Genomic DNA, 19,506 nt, shown 5'->3' with positions numbered 1-19,506 from the left:
CGCTATTACTTTAGTTATAATTACTAAGTTATTAGACTCTTTGACTTACGCTTTCACTACATAAGTTATGTTGTTTTCATCGATTAAATACCATGCCGTGATTATGAGAGCATTTTAATAAGGTTTTGCGTGTTGTTTCGTACTAGCACGCCAGTAATTGAAGCAACCCTTTGTCACCATTAAAATCAAACATTAATAGCGATGCATGTTGGTTAAAATGATGATTTTTAACCGTAAATCCAATCAAAGCGAGTGAAGAACTACTGCCCATCGTGCCCCATAACTCATTGATAAGCTGTGGCTGTTCTGGATTCGTGAAACGTTCCGCTTTGGCCCCCAATGCGAAGCCGTAATCTTCAGTGTGCATACGGAGATTCGTCATATCGGAATACACTTCACCAAATGAATCGAGCTTTTTACTCGCACGCTGAACAAGGCGAAACATGCCTCTTCGGTCTGACGTATTTAATTCCGTGTCAATATAACCAAGCTGCGCTTGAGGTTTAAGTTTCAATGTTTCTACCGTATTTCTTCGGCAGAGAATTAAGCCAGCCCCTCCCTCACTCGGAATAATGCCCCACGGATTATTGGTACTCATGACCATGGCATCATCAATGAGCGCTTGCATCGTATCCACCATAGAATCGACGCTAATACACATCATGGCATCGTATTTATCCAAAGACTTCATAGCCTGTAGCACGAAGCTAGGCCCACTGGTATGCACTGCTTCGACCACAGAAAGAAAGTCAGAATAGTCACTTTCACCAAGCCATTCTTGCATCTTCACTAATGAAATTGTCGTTGGCACAGCAATAAGTAATGGAATCGGCTTCAAAGAACGAGGTAACTGCACAAGCAAAGAATCCAGTAAATTTGCAGTTAATTCACACGTTTTTTCAAATAACGCGCTCTCTTTTGTGTACTCGATTTTGGCAAAGGTAAAACGCTCAATGCCGTCTTTACCAACCACTTGATCAAATCTGGCTAAATCGGCGTTTGCGACACTGGTTGCGATATCCAGATTCATGCCAGTAGGTGTCATCACTTCCATCCCCAGTACGTAACGGCCTGTTGAATTATGCATGCTCGCTTACCTCTTCCAACTTAGTGATCGATGTCGACACCAACAAATGCTCTTTACCCTGACAAGGAAACGCAGCGGTGTAACTGATTGATATGGTTTTCTTTTCAGCATCCACAAACAAAGTGTACATCGCCATATCGGCTTGGTAGCTGTTGTCTTTGAACGTCGCGATTGCGCGATATTTCTCTTTAGGAATTCGGAACGAAAGCGTGTCATCATGACAGAAACCACTCATCATCAAGCGCTCACCACCATGAAGAAAGCCCTTACATTGTTGGTCTACAGGCGCGCTTTGAAAGAAACGCTTATCAAAGTCGAGCGGTAACATTGGCTTGCGGTTTTCAATCCAATCGTCATCAAATGCCCCCGCCAGTTTTTGGCGCGATTCAAAAAATGGAGGAATTGGACCAAAGCCCGCTACGCGAAGATTTTTCGAAGTAGCACTCCACTCTTCTCTCGGGTAGAAAACCGACGGCACTTTCTGTTCGAGCAGTTCTTTGTTGGAATCGGCGACCCCACCACCAACTCGGTTACGTAAATCACCGCCAATTGCACAGGTGTAATCAATGTCTTTTTCAATAAAAGGAATAGGCTTACTGAGCGTGATACTGCCACCATGTTCAACCCAAACACGTTCACCATGAATCGCGAGGGTTTTATCAATGTGGCCATCAATCAACACGCGACACTCTTGGTATGTCACTGGCTTTTTCGCGTAACTGCGCGCTTTGCCGTAAACAAGCACATCTGTGTTGTCTTTGGTATACGCAAACTCGTGGTCAACTTTCATCGCAGAGAAACCTTCTTCGCCCAAATATTGGGGATCATCAAAGATTTCACTTTGACCTAATTCGTGCCAGACCACACCATCGAATTGCCAAGTACGTTTCGCGACCACAACCCACACTTCATCGCCGTTTTCGTCACGTTGAAAACGACCTTTAAGTGATAGCTCAGGGTGCGCTTCAATATCCCATAACTGCATTGCTATTCCTTAAGTTGAATCGTTCGCTCGCAGAAGGTGCGGCCTTTAAATTGTTGAAGTTCCAGTCTTGCTGATGAATCGGCATCGCCATATCCCAAGGCACATAGGCTCTAGATTGAATGCAGATTTGGCGCCATAACCAATCGCGGAACAGCACATCAACGTTGGCATCTTGCATCGCAGCTAAAGTAGATTCGAAGCTCAATGCATAACCTAAGCGACTTGGTAGGTTTTGGACGTGTTTTTCATCTTCCACCCATTCATTGAGCAGGTCGACGATCTCTTCCCACTCATATTCAACACCAACGTCTTCGGGAGTAAGGGGAAGAAGCTTTCCGTAGACCACATACAAAGCTTGAATCCAAGTTTCACCGTCATCTTCATCCAGAGTTTCCAAGTGCTCGATGATTTCTGGCACTAACTTCCAATCGCCACTCAGAGCAAAATCAACGGGGGCTAATAACGAAGAGATATCAAACGCCTCAAACTCTTTGAGTTCTAATAGCTTCGCGAAAGTCAGCACTTGATCAGAAGGCAAACCACTCGGCTCAATACCAAAACACTGACGGAACCAGGTGCCTCTGTCGCGTTTAGTGATCAATCGTTCAAACAGATATTGTTCAGAATTCGCATTGTCATTAATCCATTCAATCCCCTCTTCCACATCTTGTAATGCCAGTAGAGGTAGCGCGATATTAGAACGAATGATTTCGGCTTTGTGCCAACGTTTAATTAACGCAACACTCAAAGCTTGACGCAGACGCAAGCACTCAAAGTACAACGTACTCGATTTTGCTTTCCCCTCAATGAGTTCAGACATGACACTATCAATGTGTTCAACTGGAGATTGCGTGACAATGACCATAGCCGTTTTAGTATCTAACGCTTCGAGTAAGCTCAATCCACATAAAAGGTTATCCAACTCAGAGCCCAATTCACCCTGAAGCATCAACCAGCCGTAGATTTCTGGCTCTTGGCCTCTTAATTGATGAATCAAGCCCGGTGCTAATCGATAAAACGACAAGTACACCTGCTTGAGCTCTTCAATTTGACGTTCAATCAGTTTGAGATACTCCAACTCACGACTTGGATAGCCCCGCTTGTGAATTTGAATTCGCTGCTTGATTAAAAATCCGATGCTTTCAGAAGCAATAGACAGCTTTTCATTACAAAAGCTCAGCCAAGTTGGCGGTAATTGGGAAAGGTCGTTCACAGCACGCTCAGCTTTTGCTAACGCGCCTTCGACTTCTTGATTGGTTATTGGTGCCTTTAGGTGCTCGACACCGATTCTTTGTCGCATCTACTTATCCGTTTTTAGCGTGCGATTACGCGATTGCAGTTAGTTAACTCGAGTGGCTAGTCAATTCGTTACCACGAGATAAAGAGTTAACAAGAGCTAACTAGTTAATTGCGATCGTTCCGCCTTGAATTTTTTGTGCTTTCTCTGCTTGAGAAGTGACGTATTTCGCTTTAGTGGTAATTCGGCCATCACGCCCGCTGTAGCGAGTTTCTGTCTCACCACTTCTGACGATCAGTTCTTGCTCTGTCTCGATGACCATCTTCTTTGCTCGCAGTACAAACTCCTCAGAGTCGTCCAGAATGGAGAAGAAAATGTCCGTCACAAGAGGCAAGCTTAAGTCGTCGTTCAAAAATTCGATTCGACAACTTAATCGATTATCGATAGCCATTTGCAGTTCAGAGCGGCGAAAGCCACGCCCTAACCTTGCGGTAAGTGGTTGGTTAAATGGGTTGCCATCAAAATCAACACGGACACTGCCCGTTGATTCGTTGATGGCGACTATGGTTCCAAAACGCGAAAAGCAAGCCGGTGTATCGGCTTGCTGCTTCGTGATGGTTTCTGTAATAAGAGGTTGTTTTTCCATCATTAGTTAATCGCTACGTTACCACCTTTCACGACGACTTTATCGCTACCTTCAATGGTGATTGAAGAACCAGTGAGCTTGATTGAACCGTCACTGTTCATCACTAATGAAGAACCGCCAGTTTTCAGTACAATCTTGTCCCCACTGATGATTTGCGTTGCGCCATCGGCTTTGTATGACGTATTACCTTTCACCGACACGGTTAAGTTACCGCCTACGGTTTGGTTATCATCCGCACCAATGTCTGAGCTCTTCGATGCACCTACTGTTAAGTTGCTGTTTTCACCCACATCCAGATCATCATTCTTGCCAATCTTGGTCGTGCGGTTATCACCAATCTCTAAATCAGAATTGTTTTTCACATACTGAGTTTCGTTGGCGTTGTAAGTAACGGTAACGTCTTGCTCTACGGTTTCCGTAAAGGTGCTGTTTACTTGCGTTGTCTTGTGACCATCAATGGTTTCCTTGTGGTCACCGTGTACTTCGTTGGTTTGATGACGCGCTACCTTTAAGAACTCATCCTGACCGATATCTCGGTAACGGTTGTTGAGTACTTTCGTCGACATGTCTTTTTGAGCGTGAATGTAGACTTCTTCTTGGTTCGCTTCGTCCTCAAAGCTCAGTTCGTTGTAGCCAGTGCCTTTGTGCGTTTGAGTACGGAACGTGGTACGCGTTTTGTTTTCTGGCAACGAGTATGGAGGGAAATGCAGGCCGTTATAAACCGCGCCTGTCACTAGCGGACGGTCTGGATCCCCTTCAAGGAAGGTCACTACAACTTCATGGCCAATACGTGGCAAATAAACCGCACCCCAAGTTGGAGCCGCCATAGATTGGCTAACGCGAATCCAACAACTCGCATGTTCATCATTATCGCCATAGCGATCCCAATGGAACTGAACTTTGATTCGTCCAAGCTTATCGGTGTAGATCTCTTCGCCTGCAGGGCCAACCACAACAGCGGTTTGCGGGCCATCAACTAGTGGCGCTGCCATTTTTGGTGCTTTAAATACCACATCGCGTGGAATGCAAGAAAACTGGTTGTAGTAGGTAGTCGGCATCCCACTGGTTTCGTCTTCATGCACTTGTGGATCTTGCCCAGTGTGCATGACGGAAAGCATGATGTAATCACGGTTAATTTCTGAACGAGGATGCTCGCCGATATTGAAGCTGTAACCAGACGCCAAACGCATTACGTCACTGCTTGCTTCCACTTGTTGGTTGTCCACAATGTGCTCAGACATCCATTCCGTCGTTCTCACCTGCCCCATCGCAGGATCAACATAACGACCTGGGTAATCAAACTGCTTCAAATCTTGGTCAAGGTCACCCGCGTGCGTCATCTCTTGCGGGATCTTTGGCTGCTCGTAGTTGTAATCCGTGTACGTAACCTGACCAGTTCGAACGCGGTTAACAAGCTCTAGATCAGAGATATGCTCGCGATCGGCAACACCGCCGCCATCAGCGTGAAACACAATCGGTCCGATATATGATGCATTGATTGGTGAGCTCACCAAAGGCGCGATGGCATCGTTACTATCAACAATCACCATGGTGTGGTTTGAATCGGTATGGTCAAAGTAATACCACATACCGTGCTCAGCCATCATTCGTTGAACGAAGTGCAAGTCAGATTCGCGATATTGCAGAACGTATTCTTTTGGAGGGTAAGTACCCGAGACTTCAAATCGGTAATCAGTAACCGCTCCATCATCTAACACTTCCGTGATGATATCTTGCGCTGACTTTTGTTGGAAAATGCGACAATCTTGGCGCTGAGATAAGAACCAAGCTTGAGGAACCAAAACTAATTGATAGCGAGAAAAACGACGCCCCGTACCTAGGTAACGAACTTCGTTTACTACGCCGTTGAATACGCGCGCAGCACCTACACCCTGCCCATAAAGAGTCAGCGTGCCCGCTTTACGAATGAGAGCATCAAAAGAGATATCTGGATCAAGTGAAAGTAATGAGAGACTGATGTGAAAAGGCTTCGAAAGCTCTTCATTCACTTGAAAGCTTTCTACTCGAAACTCGTGCCCACACCCTGGCACTTCAAATTTAAATTCTACGTCATTCACCATATCTTTTACCTGATACAAATAATCGAATTAGGGCCAACAATTGTTGGCCCTGAATCTTTACGCAAAAAGCAATTATGCTTCGCGTGGAGCACGCCAGTCGTCGTTACCAGCTGTACCACAGTTTTCGTGAGTTACTTCGATTGCACGGTAAGTCAGCTTAAGAACTTCTTCTGTCACGCGGTCTGCAGTTGCAGCATCTTGACAGTGGTTCATGCGAGTTTGGATATCTACAAGTAGCGCATCAATCAGTTTGATTGAGTAGTAGTGCTCTTGCTTACCTTGAACTGAAGTACGGTAGAAACGAATCACACACTCAGGAAGTTTTTCACCAGATACTAGTGCGTTGAATAGTAGTGGAGAAGAACGGTCTTGAACTTTAGTTACAACAAGTGGGCGGTGTACGCGTTGACCTGTTGGCTGACCGCTTTGTGGGTCACGTGGCACTGTTAGTACGTGGTCTAGCTCTTGTACTAGGAACTCATCAACGTGAGCTTCTTGCCAAGTGTTACCTACAGAATCTGCAGAGTAAGTATCTTTAGTGATGTGACCTTGAGTTTCACCTTGGATAGACATATATGCTGGAGTTGGCATCGTTATTTCCTTTTCTAAAATCTGTTTTGTTTAAATCACCAAATCGCTTATCACCGCGACTACTTGGTATAATCAAACTCCGTGCCAACTTTTATAAACCTTTAAATACAACAACTTAGAGGAAAATCAGCTTTATTTATCAATTTATTAAGTACAATTTATTGGATGAAAAACCAAAAAGTTGGATTCAAATAATAATAAATTGTTTCGATTATAAAAAGTGAAAATAACCATATATTTAAGGCAGAATAAAGTTAATAACACTGGCAATTTAGGCACATTAACCAATAATTAATTCACAATAACAACGAATATTTATCAGTGACAAATATTCGCACTAATATCATCATTAAAATCACCAACAAACGATAGTCAAAATATCTTGATAAAAAAACCGCACTGTCACTTTTAGTATAATAGCCGCTACCTCTTTTCCTCTAAAGAATAAAATGGCTATGATAAATATAAACCTTTCTTCATTAATTCAGCGTCTACACCCGATTGCAAAAGTGGCATTAGAAGACGCCGCTGCACTTGCAGTCTCTGAAAAAGCAAACGAAGTTCAAATTGAGCATTATTTACTGAGTCTATTAGAAAGGCCAAATAGTGATTTTGACGTCTTATTAAGTCATTTTGATTGTTCTGAGAACTTATTAAGACAATCGGTTCGATCCACACTCGACACCAACGCCAAAGGAAATGGCAGCAAACCTGTTTTTTCTGCTTTATTAATCGAATGGTTACAAGAAAGCTGGCTGGTTTCTTCTTTAGATCTATCCGAAACACAAATCCGCTCTGGCGCCCTACTCCTTACACTTGTTAGCAACCCACTACGTTACGGCCAACATGGTTACGCCTCTATCCTTGAAGCGGTAAACCCTGACAGCCTTAAGCGTAACTTTGCAGAGCTAACAAGCCACTCTATTGAGGCGCAAGTCGCAACTTCTGAGAAAACACAAGCTCGTGAAGATGGTAGCGCACTGAGCAAGTTCACGACCGACTTCACTGGTAAAGCACGCAAAGGCGAAATCGATCCTGTTTTCTGCCGTGACCAAGAAATCCGCCAAATCGTGGACATTCTTGCTCGTCGCCGTAAAAACAACCCTATTGCTGTTGGTGAACCGGGCGTTGGTAAAACCGCAGTAGTAGAAGGCTTGGCACTTAAGATTGTACAAGGTGACGTACCAGACAACCTCAAAGGTGTTGAGCTTTACGGCTTGGACATGGGTCTTCTGCAGGCAGGTGCAAGCGTAAAAGGTGAATTCGAAAAACGCCTAAACGCGGTATTGGATGAAGTGAAAAACTCGCCAACCCCTATCATTCTTTTCATCGATGAAGCACACACCCTTGTTGGTGGCGGTAACCAAGCAGGCGGCAGCGACGCAGCAAACTTGTTAAAACCAGCCCTAGCACGTGGTGAAGTGAAAACCATCGCTGCAACAACATGGTCGGAATACAAGAAGTACTTCGAGAAAGATCCTGCCCTTGCGCGTCGTTTCCAATTGGTGAAACTCGACGAACCGTCTCCTGAACAAGCAGCATTGATCATTCGTGGTCTTCGCCCTGCTTATGAAAAATCACACAATGTTTACGTGCGTGATGACGCCATCACTGCTGCGGCAGCACTTTCTGCGCGTTATATCTCTGGTCGTCAACTACCAGACAAAGCGATCGATGTACTAGATACGGCGTGTGCACGAGTGAACATCAGCCTTAATGCCATTCCTGCTTCTGTTGAGACTCTGCAGCAAGAACTTGCAGCTCAACAGCGCGAGCTAGAAGCTCTTGAGCGTGATGCTCTGCAGCAAACTGGCGACAAGCACAGCCTTGCTAACATTCCAGACCTAAAACTGGCAATGGAAACAACGAAAGAAGAGCTAGCAGAGCAAGAAGCCCAATGGCACAAAGAAAAAGAGCAGATCCAAGAGATGATTGCTCTACGCTCTCGCTTGCATGAACTGGTCTTTGGCGAAGCAAATGAAGAAGAATTTGCTGCAGACGAAGATTCAGAACAAGAGCAAGACGTTTCTCCATATGCAGAAATGGATGAAGAAGCCGTTCGCATTGCAATTTCAGCCTGCCAAGAACAGTTAGACGCAATCCGCAGTGGCAACCCACTGGTTCACTTTGAAGTGGGTCCAGATGAAGTCAGCCACGTCATCTCGGACTGGACCGGTATTCCAATGGGTAAGATGCTTCAAGACGAAGCAGAAACCACACTAAAACTGAAAGAAAGCCTAACACAAAGCATCAAAGGCCAAGAATACGCTATCGATGCACTGTCTGAAGGCATTCAAACTGCAAAAGCTGGCCTAGGTAACCCAGACGCACCGACAGGCGTATTCCTACTGGTTGGCCCAAGTGGTGTGGGTAAAACCGAAACGGCTCGTGCGATCGCTGATCAAATGTTTGGGGGTGAGCGCTTTATGACGACCATCAACATGTCTGAGTTCCAAGAGAAGCACACGGTATCTCGCCTAATTGGTTCACCTCCGGGTTACGTAGGTTACGGTGAAGGCGGCATGCTGACAGAAGCGGTACGTCAGCGTCCATATTCTGTTGTACTTCTTGATGAAGTTGAAAAAGCCGACCCAGAAGTGTTGAACCTGTTCTACCAAGTGTTCGACAAAGGTACGCTGAACGACGGCGAAGGCCGAACCATCGATTTCAAGAACACGCTGATCATCATGACCAGTAACCTTGCGACGCACGAGATTGAATCTTTGGTTCATCAATCCAAAGACATTGATGCAAACATCATCGCAGAAGCTATCCGCCCTACTTTGAACCAACACTTCAAACCGGCGCTGTTGGCACGAATGTCGGTACTGCCATTTGTTCCGCTTTCTGATGAAGCGATGACAGAAATCATTCACCATAAGCTGAACAAAGTTTCTCAGCGCCTACAGAGCCATCACAAGTTGTCTCTGAGCTACGAAGAAAGCTTAGTTGAGTTCGTACTAGGTAACTGTCGCCTTGCTGAAACGGGGGCGCGTAACATCGACGCGGTAATCAACCGTCAGTTACTGCCTCAGCTCTCGACTCAGCTACTAGTGCATGACAAGGATGATTCACATACGCAAATCGAAGTGTCTGTCGATGAGCAAGGAACACTAACCTATGCGTTCAGCTAACCATAGCGAACTTAGCAACGCCCTACTTGCGATCAGCCAGTCTTTGGCTGATCGCAGCCAGCTTACCCAAACCTTGGACGCTGTGTTGACTGCGGCGAGACAAATGACCCTCGCAAAGCACGGTATCATTTATGTTTTGGACCAGACTGGCCAGGCGTTGATTCCAAGTACCGCTCACCATAACGATAAAACGATTGTTTCCCACCCTTGGGAGGCATTGCAGATTGATTCCGCTAGTGAGAACGACCCATTTAACTTTGCCATTCGCAATGGTGAAGTGGTATTGATTAACGAGTTGTATAAGTACAACGGCTATGACTGTGACAGCATCTATCAAACTGAGCAGACGCTAGGACTAAAAAGCGAGAACTTGCTGGCTTGGCCTTTGATTGATAGCGAAAGTAAGACAATTGGACTCTTGGTCTTGCTCGATTTAAGTGTTATCGACAATGAGGCGGCATTGACTGAGTTTTGTCGCATGGCGGCGAGTAATATTCGCCAAGCCGTTTGGTTAGAGCAATATGGGCAAGTGATTAAAAGCCTCAGTGCCGATAATCAAGCCCTAGTGCGCGAGAACACTCAGCTCAAAAAGCGCACCCAAAAAGCCTATCAGGGCCCTATTGCAGAGAGCGAAGAAATGCTCAATGTCTTGAATCGTCTTGATAAGGTGTTATCTCTTCCTGTCGACGTTCTGTTACGTGGTGAGACTGGTGCCGGTAAAGAGGTGATCGCGAAATACATTCACGAAAACTCTAACCGAGCAGAACAACCTTTGATCGTTCAAAACTGTGCGGCTATTCCAGAGCAGTTATTGGAATCTGAGCTTTTTGGGCATAAGAAAGGTTCATTTACGGGCGCAGACAAAGACAAAGTCGGCCTGTTTGAAGCAGCCAACGGCGGCACACTATTCTTGGATGAGATTGGTGATATGCCAATGCTACTGCAGGCAAAATTGCTGCGTGTGCTACAAGAGCGTAAAGTTCGCCCAATCGGCACCAGCAAAGAGATTGAAGTCGACGTGCGCGTTATCGCCGCTACTCACTGTAATCTTATGCAGCAAATCAAAGATGGCGGATTCCGTGCCGATTTGTTCTATCGCTTGAATGTCTTCCCGATTACATTGCCGCCTTTAAGAGCACGCAAGTCGGACATCCTCCCTCTCGCAGAGCACTTCGTGCAACACACCACAAACACGCTAGGTTTACCGCAAGCGCCAGGGTTAAGTGCCAACGTCCGTAAACAGCTTCTTGCGTACCCATACCCAGGCAACGTGCGTGAGCTTAAAAACATCATCGAACGCTCGGTACTGCTGTCCGATTTTGAAACCATCACTCACATCGAATTTGGTGAACAAATTCCAGAAGATACGCCAAGTGTTGAAGTAAAAGCGGCATCACCTGCCCCAGAACAACCTGCTTACGAGCCAGCACAAGCAGATTTGGAAGACGCTTCAATGGGCCTTAAGGACGTTGTCAGCCAATACGAGCGCACAGTGATAATCGATTGCTTAAATGCCTGTAATTGGCACACCAAGAAGGCCGCAGAGCAATTGGCACTTCCAATGAGTACGCTCAACCACAAGATGAAGAAATACGATATTTCTGCAGCGGGTTAAGCGAGAAGCGAGAAGCGAGAAGCGAGAAGCGAGAAGCGAGAAGCGAGAAGCGAGAAGCGAGAAGCGAGAAGCGAGAAGCGAGAAGCGAGAAGCGAGAAGCGAGAAGCGAGAAATCTTACTTCAGTTTCCATTGATAAGAAAAGAAAAACCGCCCGAAGGCGGTTTTTTTATTTATTGAGAATCGACGCTTCAATGATGGTTGCCAAGTATGGGTCTCTAATCCAAGTTACTAAACGTTCTGTACGCTCTTCTGGTTTCAGTTTTGCCCAGTTGATGTACATATCTTTATCAACTTTATAGCTTGGATCCTCACAATCAGAAAAATAAGATAACTCATCTACATTTTTGTGCTGCCTGCCCAACGACATCTCAAAGCTTCCAAGTTTAAACGGAGTTTTTTCCGCTGTATTACGTTGTACTAGAGAGGACACCTTTAGAACTGCTTCTTGGAATCGACCAGATGTCGAAACAACGGGTCCAAATGGTCGAAGCCCCTTGATTTCTTGCCCGTTCAGCGCTTTAAATGCGAACTCAAAACGAGACGCGTAGACCACCTTACCATCGAAATCTTCATCCATGTCTATGTTGGATAGAGCCTCAGAGACAAAATCTGCATCTATATTTTTGTTAACCACATCGCTGTCATCTAGCGTCCATTTAGAACCGTTCTTCTTTAGTATCCCAATATAAGTAAGGTTACTTAGATACTCAGGACCAGCGGTAGTTTCAGATCCGAATACGGCTTCATTATCAAAAGTGGTAGATAGCTTTAGTGAAACTGGAACACTCTGCCATTCGAGGTTTTGTCCCTCATACGACTCTTTTCTGTGCTTGCCACCAATAAGCATAACTTCCATAGCGAATGACTTATTCGAAGTCCAATCAAAACCTTTGAGCTCATCAGCAGTAGTGAATATACTGTCTTCGTTCATAAACTGTCGTTTATTTCCGTAGTTGACCGCAATCGCACTGTGCTTAATGTCATCGATAACAGGCTTAGTCGGGCCTTTATGAACTTTACTATGTAAGACAAAATCTAGCGTTAACAAATCTTTCTCTGACACACTATTTCCGTTCGCTATAAAACCCGATTTAGCAGAGAGTGTATAGTTATGGTTTGTATCGACCCCGACAGGAATCTGTCTAGGTGACGTAATAAATCGTCCGACTGTCTTGTCCACTCGTACTGGTAGCTTATAGTTGCTTCCAGATAGAGTGAACTCATAGGTCATATTTTTGAAGCCACCGCTGTTTACATATTCTTTGAGCACGTCTTGTTGGGAGTCAATTTTTATCACCTGCCCAAAAATCGGACCGAGAGCAACTTTAGATAAATAGCCACTATAATCAACTAAATCATGCTTGGCGATCAAAGGCTTCACACCAGAGAAGACATCATCACCAAAGTAAAAATACGGCTCAAACTCACAACCAATCAGGGCTTTGCCGTCTGCTTTTTCCGCCTCAAAAAATTCGGCCAACTCACCTTTGGGGTCTACACTAAACTCCTCGTGTTTCATCGGTTTGAACATCAAATTAAACTTAGGCCCACTGGTATTAAGTAAACCATCAGTACGCTGATAAGACATCTCACACTGAAACACATTTGACGTCATCTGTTTCAGACTTTGTTTGCCTAACACCATTTGCCACTTCAAACGGTGGAAAGGCGATAATCGCACCTTTTTATTTGCTTTTAATCGTACCTTCTCCCACTCATCAAAGGTGACCCATTTAGAGTTGTCATGAGGCTCAGAGACTAATAACCTAACGAACCCTAGGTCCTCTTCTGATAATTTTTTAGACTCAACATTAAACTGTGTCGCAAACTCCACTAAGCCTCGTTGTTGATCGCGATTATAGAGCTTGTCTTGCACTGGAAACGCGACATTAAACGCCCCAGAAACGTCTTTCCTTTTTGGAGCAATATAGTTGGCTTTGTTACGAGTAATGATTTGTTCAGCTATTTCTTCACCGTAACTTTCAACTAATTGCTTGCGTCCCTCACGACGCATGAGTTCTTGGATCCACAAGTTGCACAAGTTTTCTTTTAACTCTGTGTTTAATATCCAGCCGTCGGTTTCGATATATCGCTGAATGTATTCATCGATGGCTAATACTTGCCACTGCTTTGTGAACTCTTGTTCGCCCTCAGCACAAGCTCTTTGAATCAAAAGTACCAAACCATTAATAGCAAGTGCACGGCGTTGATAGCGCTTAATCAACTCCTTTGCACCCGTTGCTTTTCCTAGGTGCTCGACTAACGCCTCTGAAGACGTAAAATACATCTCGGTCAATTGAGTATTAATTTCAGCCAATGAATCAATAATCTCTGTGGTTTCATGGCTAAGTTGTTCAATCGCAGATATGCTTTTTCTAACTTCGTTGTAGGAAGACAAGTAATAATCGAAGAGCGCAGAGTCTAGCAACTGGGCGCCACTCATCAGCATTTTCCCGCCTTCTTTAACAACGAAAAAGCCTCTTGCTGCCTGTCCTATTATCGGAACATAGCAAGCCATACCAACGATCATCTCGAAGATAGCTAGCTTGAGCTCTTTTGCAATTGCTTCTTCTCCCAAGTTCGCATTTAACTGAGCTAAACGCGCTTGCTCCATAGCCTTAAAGCCGAGTCGACTCGGTGGAATTCTCGCCGCAAACTCTTGTAGGTATATTCGAACCTCAACACGTCGGTTAATATTAAGTTGAGCGTTTTCGCGTTTGATTTCGTTGTTTGGTACCTCGACTATCGGTCGACGTTCGCCAAAAAATCGAATGTCAGTGACTGAAGAAAAGAACTCAGCAACATGCTGCGCTCGCTGTTGCGAAAGGTTTTGGTTATATTCTGAATCACCGTTTTGACAGGCATGCCCTTCGATTTCAACAACGGCATTTGGAATCTTAGATAATTCTTTATCGACAGCAGCCAAATATGACAAGTGAGGGGCTTGAACCTGATTGTTATCAAAAGGAAAAACCAAGCGTAAACCGGCACCTTTATGGTCTTTAACAAACATTGCACTGTCTTCAGCAACGTCATTAGGAATGCTGTCAGTAAACGTTACATTGTCGCCTAACTTATCTATGATTTGCTTAAGTAGTAATTCCCCGCTCTTCAGACTTTCTTTCCAGACTGGTACCCAGTTCAGATAATCGCGTGATACCTGCTCAAAATAACTTTTCCTGAGTTTAGCTTTCTCTTCTGCTAAGCGTAATTGCTCGCTTTTGTCAGTGATCTCTTTTATCTCATAGAAGGTGTTGATTGCATTGAGCCCTGCACCAGCAAAGGGCGACAAAAAGCTTTTGATACTGCCGTTACCTGTCAACCACGTTCTTGCAGCACTCCCCGCCACAACGTGGGCATTACCATTTCTCGCAGGTTCAATAACCTTGGTAAAGAACTTACTTTTGTCAAACCCCTTCTCTTTGAGGAGCACTTTTAAGCCCACTTGTGCTGCACGCTCAGATCCCGATGCGGCTTGGCGTAAATCTTGAAGAGTTTGGTAAGCTGCTGCGGTAGCCGATACCCCAAATGAAAACTCCAATGCAGAAATCATGGCTGGAGGTAATGCACCCTTGTCTACTTGCCCCCAAAACGTGTTTGCTAAACTTCCAATCACGTCGTGTTTACTTGATGGGTTTTGATGAATATTAATGCCAGCATTAACCAAACTTGGCGTAACTTTTGTGCCAATCTCCCAAAGTGCAGCACTCATACTGGCAGTCGTTCCACTATTCTCTAAGTTTTCAAGCTCCCCCATTCGGAAGGCTTGTAGGGCTTTAAACTGCGTAGGAAATTGGTATATCAAAGACTCTTCAAGTGAGATCATGTCGCCTGCAACAACCGCGATCTTACCGAACGGAGTCGTTTGGCTAAGTGTGATGTATTCTCGTAGCTCGTAGCTAACTCTTGTAGCATCACCAAACTCATCATACTCTTTGGTTACATTAGTGGCATTCTGGACAAATTCGGGAATTTTTCCTCCAAACTTTTGGTCGAAAGCCACTTCAATAGTGTACATGCCATCAGTAAAAACCTCCGACGCTAAAGGAAACAGCGCTACTGGACGATGCGACCCGCTGGTTTTTTCAAGTTTAGCCTGTGTTACAACGTCCTTGTCTTGCAAGCTTTTGTGTGTGCTCGTTGTTTCATCGAAACGCTTTATATCAACAACAGCGAGGTCATAATCATCGGTTGAAAACGCTACAGCGAGAAATGAAAAAGTCGGGACGATAAAACCTCGAATGGGCTTATCTTCAGGAACAGAGTCGTACCATTTGTTATATGTAATTTGCTCATCAGTTAGTGCTTGAGTGCCCACTTTATATTTAGGAGCAAGTTGTGAGCGCTTTACTTCTGTGACAGCGTATTCCACTTTTTTTTCTAGCGAGTTCAGTGTTTTCTTGCTCCCATTTCCCTTTAGATTTCCTAAGATAGAGACAAGGTCTGAGCACGCCTTTTTGATTGGGCGAGCATTGCTCTGCGCACCAATCGCCAACTCTGTAAGCATTGACCATTCAGGAAAAGACAGCTTGTACGTCTTCTGTGCTAACTCATGTACTGGCGAGCGCAGTGCCAAAACCTGATTGACATTGGTTTTTTGGTTTTTCTGAATAGAATCGCCCAGTACATGTAAACGGCCTAAATCATCTGTCGCCCAAAGAGCTGCGCTTTCCTCACCTAAATTTATGGCAATAGGAAGACGTGACATAGGGCGGATATTTTTCAGCTCTTCTAATGAGGTCAGATCTTTTTCGATATTAATCGCTCTATATTGAGGAGTCTGTGCATCCCCAATATTAGGAAAATCGACACCGAACAAATAGACATCTGTTGGTAAATACTTAAAGTTATTACTCATCGTTTTCTACCTCCAGAAAACGCCCGTCATTAGCATCAGCATTATATAACACTGGAGTTATCGTGTTTTGACCTGATTGAATCACCTTCCATGACTGAGCCCCATTTCCATTCATTTCATAACGGTGATCTGCCCCGTAACGTCTTATGGTTATTTTTGCTGCCCCTATTTGTGTTTCATTGCCGTTGTTACTGATATTGCCCACTTCCGCATAAACTTTCTTTTCATCACCCTCTCTAGAAAACGAAAGCCAAGTTTTATCCTCCACGTTGATCAGCACCTTACGATACGAGTTTATTCCCCATACATACTTACCATTAGGGCTGATCGCAATTTGGCGGTAGATACGCTTTTCAATATCGACGGAGTCTTCAAACTCTTTTTCAGGTAAAATAGTGTATAAGCGTTTGAGTGTCTTGGCGTCATAAACCCCAACCCCCAAGCCCGCGGCATTGATTAATTTGCCGTCTACAATGACCGTATTTTCAGACAACGGTACGTCTACCTCTTCTTTGATTCCTGTCGCGAGTGTGTATTTATAGCGCTTAAAACCGTCTGAGAAATAGATGTAGCTAGAGTCGTCCGCCCAGACTAAATAAGGCTTCGTGCGCGCACTGCCAAGTTGAATGGTCTGCTGCGTTTTTAGGTCAAAGATCGCTTTTATCAGAGGCTCACCATAACTGTATGCATAGGCAACATAACGATTATTGGGTGAGCGACTCATCATAAAGGTCTGTGGCGAAGCCGTACTTGGCATATCATCCGTAACCAAACGTAAATCTGTCCCATCAATTTTCACGCTCCAAATTTTGTAGCCATTTTCGTAATCATTTACGAGAGGGTCTCGAGAGCTGACATTATTCCACCAAAACTGAATTCGAGGTTTGTCATAAGAGCTCGCATCAGACAAGTCTTCACGGGGCCACTCTTTTGCTCTGCGAACGGCATAGCCTGGTTTTACGGGAAGTGTACCTGGGTATTCAGGCTTGGAAAGGTCTTCAGAATAAACAATAAAGTTGTGCTCACTTTGCCATTGGCAGCGTGGTCCTGTTACGTCTTTGCGTTCGAATGACGTTGTTTCACCAACATCATAACAAGCCTTCTGAGCGGGCTCTTTTTCTACGGATTGTGTTGTTGCAGTATTCGAAGTTTGACTACTTTCTTCACCACAGCCTGTTAATAACATAACTGTCGAAAGAAGCGTGATACTTAACGTTGTTCGTTTCATTTTATAATAGTTCCGTGAGTTCAATGTCTTGATAAATTACTGACATTAAGACCGTTTTATCTGAGTTATGAGATCGGCAATGACGGGTTAGATTGACCCTTTTAACTTCTGGTAACCAACCACTAAACACGACTTCTTTACAATACTGATCCACAAACTCAGCCTCGCGCAAAAAAATCTTTTGGCTCCATGTTTCATCAACACACGTCAGTTGGAAATAATCATCTGGTTGATCGCATTGGGGGTTACTCTTATAAGTAATTACAATGCCTTCGCTTGGGGAGTTAACAACAGCGGCAGCAACACCCTGCTCTTTTTGACTGACGACATTGTAATCTGATTTGCTTAACACTTGAGTACCTAGATTCGGCAGCGAAATCACAGGTTCGGAGCTCGCATCAAAGTTATGAGCGGAAGAATAATCACTGAGGTCTACTTTAACCGCTTTCTCGTTATTCCCGCTCTTTAATTCATTGAGTTGCTGAGTATTGAGTTGAGCCCGAGAATAATAAAGAGCAACATCACTTTGTACGCTCCCGTTTATTTTGTATGGAAGCCAAATATGAGGCAAAGGAACACCAAGCGGCTCTCTCTTAGTTTTACTTCCAGCCTTAAATGGACTCAACTCGGTTTGAAGTAATTCTGTGTATGTTTCGCCTTCATTAGGCCAATCAGCGACCACTACCTCAACTTCTTCTCCAGTAAGACCAAAAACACGGGCGCAAGCGTATTCGTCCAACATACCCTCATAGACTTTTTTACCGTCTTGATACAACTGAAACGCTTCCCCTGACAGAAATGCTTCGGAGTCTTCATCATATAAGCTGATATCGACCGATCTTTGAGGCGAGGACTTGGTGCTTTGGTAGAGTGATAGATCGACATCAGAAAAGCGTCCGTCGTTTTGAACTTGGATTTCTCGCCAAACTTCTGATTGCCAAACGGCATAAATATAACCGCGATCGATAGATACATACCCTGAATCACTCTTATGAACAGGAACCAAAGGCACCAACACGTTATCCCACTCATCCATCTGAGTTTCTTTATCAACGGGTTGCAGGTCTTCGGCGAGTTTAAGCAAGATTGGTTGAGGCTGGTCGGAACAAGGGATTTTGATATAGAGCGTTTTGCCCTCAGCTTCGAGATCTTTAAATGTCGCTAGGCTGCGGTGTTTATTTTCTGTATCGGCCTTGCCTACAGTAACTTTTTCTTTTTGAGCGTCGGTTTTTCCCAACATCAAACATGCTGCATTGCTAGACCACTGCCCTGCAAACTCGACAACGATTTTTTGCTCTGGGCTTGGCTCAGAAGGTACATGCGTGTAACTACGAACTAAAGCAACATCATCAGTAACCTGCTTGTAACCCGCTTTAAAAACTTTGCTTTCATTCGAAGCTGACACAGAGTCAACGAGTGTTTTAAGTCTAGGAAAACTTTGCAACTGAGAGTCTGTTAGTGGCGACCTACGAGCAAAGGAAGACAATGAGACCCAACTGCCTTTCCCAAGTTCGCCTCTGATCGCTGCTAGCAATCCGCTGGTCGTTTTTTTAGAAGAAAGAGAAATCTTTTGCGCAAACTCTTTAGGGAGGTTTCTAAGGATGTCATCTGAATTTCGCAAACGCGAAAGTTGCCCTATACACTCGTCTGGTGTAAGAACATAAGGTAGCTCGCTGGAGGATAGCTTCGAGCTAGGTATAAATTTGCAAACTAAATGCATTTGAATTCTCCACAACCAACATCGTAAATATGGTTGCGGTGACATTTAAGCTGATAAGGCTTACAAGTACGATTTGGTGCGCTAATGCTACTAATTTAATTTATAACATTCAATCACATAGAAAAATCAACAAATAAGCTGAAAGCCACCCAAAAGACATATTCGCTAGCAAACAGGTCATTTTAACTACAGAAAAACACAAAATAACTAGACATTTAAATCAAAAAGAAGAATTCAAATAAAAGGATTTTTTTTATTTTTGAGCAGAAGTTAACAGTTTCGATACAGACAATAAGGGAGCGAAGAAAAGCTCTAAAGCAATG

Annotated in this window: 11 protein-coding genes; 2 read left to right on the top strand and 9 right to left on the bottom strand. The window is 44.3% G+C overall.

Annotated elements, in window-relative coordinates; all coding sequences use genetic code 11:
• Positions 1–142: 142 nt before the first annotated feature.
• From ATB78_RS17560 to ATB78_RS17535, 6 genes are all read right to left on the bottom strand, one after another.
• On the bottom strand, positions 143–1,087 hold the full coding sequence (locus tag ATB78_RS17560) for a hypothetical protein (protein WP_061009524.1): 945 nt from the start codon (positions 1,085–1,087) through the stop codon (positions 143–145).
• Complete coding sequence (locus tag ATB78_RS17555) at positions 1,080–2,072, bottom strand: DUF2169 domain-containing protein (RefSeq protein WP_061009522.1); 993 nt, start codon at positions 2,070–2,072, stop codon at positions 1,080–1,082. Before ATB78_RS17555 ends, ATB78_RS17560 begins: the two co-directional genes overlap by 8 nt.
• Positions 2,053–3,372 (bottom strand): hypothetical protein, encoded by a 1,320-nt coding sequence (locus tag ATB78_RS17550; protein ID WP_061009520.1) that lies wholly within the window; start codon positions 3,370–3,372, stop codon positions 2,053–2,055. The genes ATB78_RS17555 and ATB78_RS17550 overlap by 20 nt, the downstream gene beginning before the upstream one ends.
• A gap of 100 nt (positions 3,373–3,472) precedes the next feature.
• Positions 3,473–3,958: a hypothetical protein gene (locus ATB78_RS17545; protein ID WP_061009518.1), complete on the bottom strand. Its 486-nt coding sequence runs from the start codon at positions 3,956–3,958 to the stop codon at positions 3,473–3,475.
• On the bottom strand, positions 3,958–6,036 hold the full coding sequence (tssI, locus tag ATB78_RS17540; protein ID WP_061009516.1) for a type VI secretion system tip protein VgrG: 2,079 nt from the start codon (positions 6,034–6,036) through the stop codon (positions 3,958–3,960). Before tssI ends, ATB78_RS17545 begins: the two co-directional genes overlap by 1 nt.
• Positions 6,037–6,108: 72 nt before the next feature.
• Complete coding sequence (locus ATB78_RS17535) at positions 6,109–6,627, bottom strand: Hcp family type VI secretion system effector (RefSeq protein ID WP_009705234.1); 519 nt, start codon at positions 6,625–6,627, stop codon at positions 6,109–6,111.
• Between the two features lie 455 nt (positions 6,628–7,082).
• On the opposite strand from ATB78_RS17535, the gene tssH reads away from it, so the two are divergent.
• A complete protein-coding gene (gene tssH / locus ATB78_RS17530) occupies positions 7,083–9,761 on the top strand; it encodes a type VI secretion system ATPase TssH (protein WP_061009580.1) in 2,679 nt (892 codons plus the stop codon).
• The gene (locus ATB78_RS17525; protein ID WP_061009515.1) at positions 9,748–11,376 is read left to right on the top strand and encodes a sigma-54-dependent Fis family transcriptional regulator; all 1,629 of its coding nucleotides are present in this window, start codon (positions 9,748–9,750) and stop codon (positions 11,374–11,376) included. Before tssH ends, ATB78_RS17525 begins: the two co-directional genes overlap by 14 nt.
• A gap of 167 nt (positions 11,377–11,543) precedes the next feature.
• On the opposite strand, the gene ATB78_RS17520 is transcribed toward ATB78_RS17525, so the two are convergent.
• Genes ATB78_RS17520 through ATB78_RS17510 form a run of 3 tightly spaced genes read right to left on the bottom strand, consistent with a single transcriptional unit; the run spans position 11,544 to position 19,183 of the window.
• Positions 11,544–16,235 (bottom strand): OmpA family protein, encoded by a 4,692-nt coding sequence (locus tag ATB78_RS17520; protein ID WP_061009513.1) that lies wholly within the window; start codon positions 16,233–16,235, stop codon positions 11,544–11,546.
• Positions 16,228–17,463 carry a hypothetical protein gene (locus ATB78_RS17515; protein ID WP_061009511.1) on the bottom strand — a complete coding sequence of 412 codons (1,236 nt, stop codon included), beginning with the start codon at positions 17,461–17,463 and terminating at the stop codon, positions 16,228–16,230. The genes ATB78_RS17520 and ATB78_RS17515 overlap by 8 nt, the downstream gene beginning before the upstream one ends.
• A gap of 1 nt (position 17,464) precedes the next feature.
• On the bottom strand, positions 17,465–19,183 hold the full coding sequence (locus ATB78_RS17510) for a hypothetical protein (RefSeq protein WP_061009509.1): 1,719 nt from the start codon (positions 19,181–19,183) through the stop codon (positions 17,465–17,467).
• Positions 19,184–19,506 lie beyond the last annotated feature (323 nt).

The sequence above is a fragment of the Vibrio sp. CUB2 genome (genome assembly GCF_001557945.1).
GTDB lineage: Bacteria > Pseudomonadota > Gammaproteobacteria > Enterobacterales > Vibrionaceae > Vibrio > Vibrio owensii.
The sequence above is the reverse complement of the archived record's forward strand: the minus strand, read 5'-3'. Positions and strand labels throughout refer to the sequence as shown.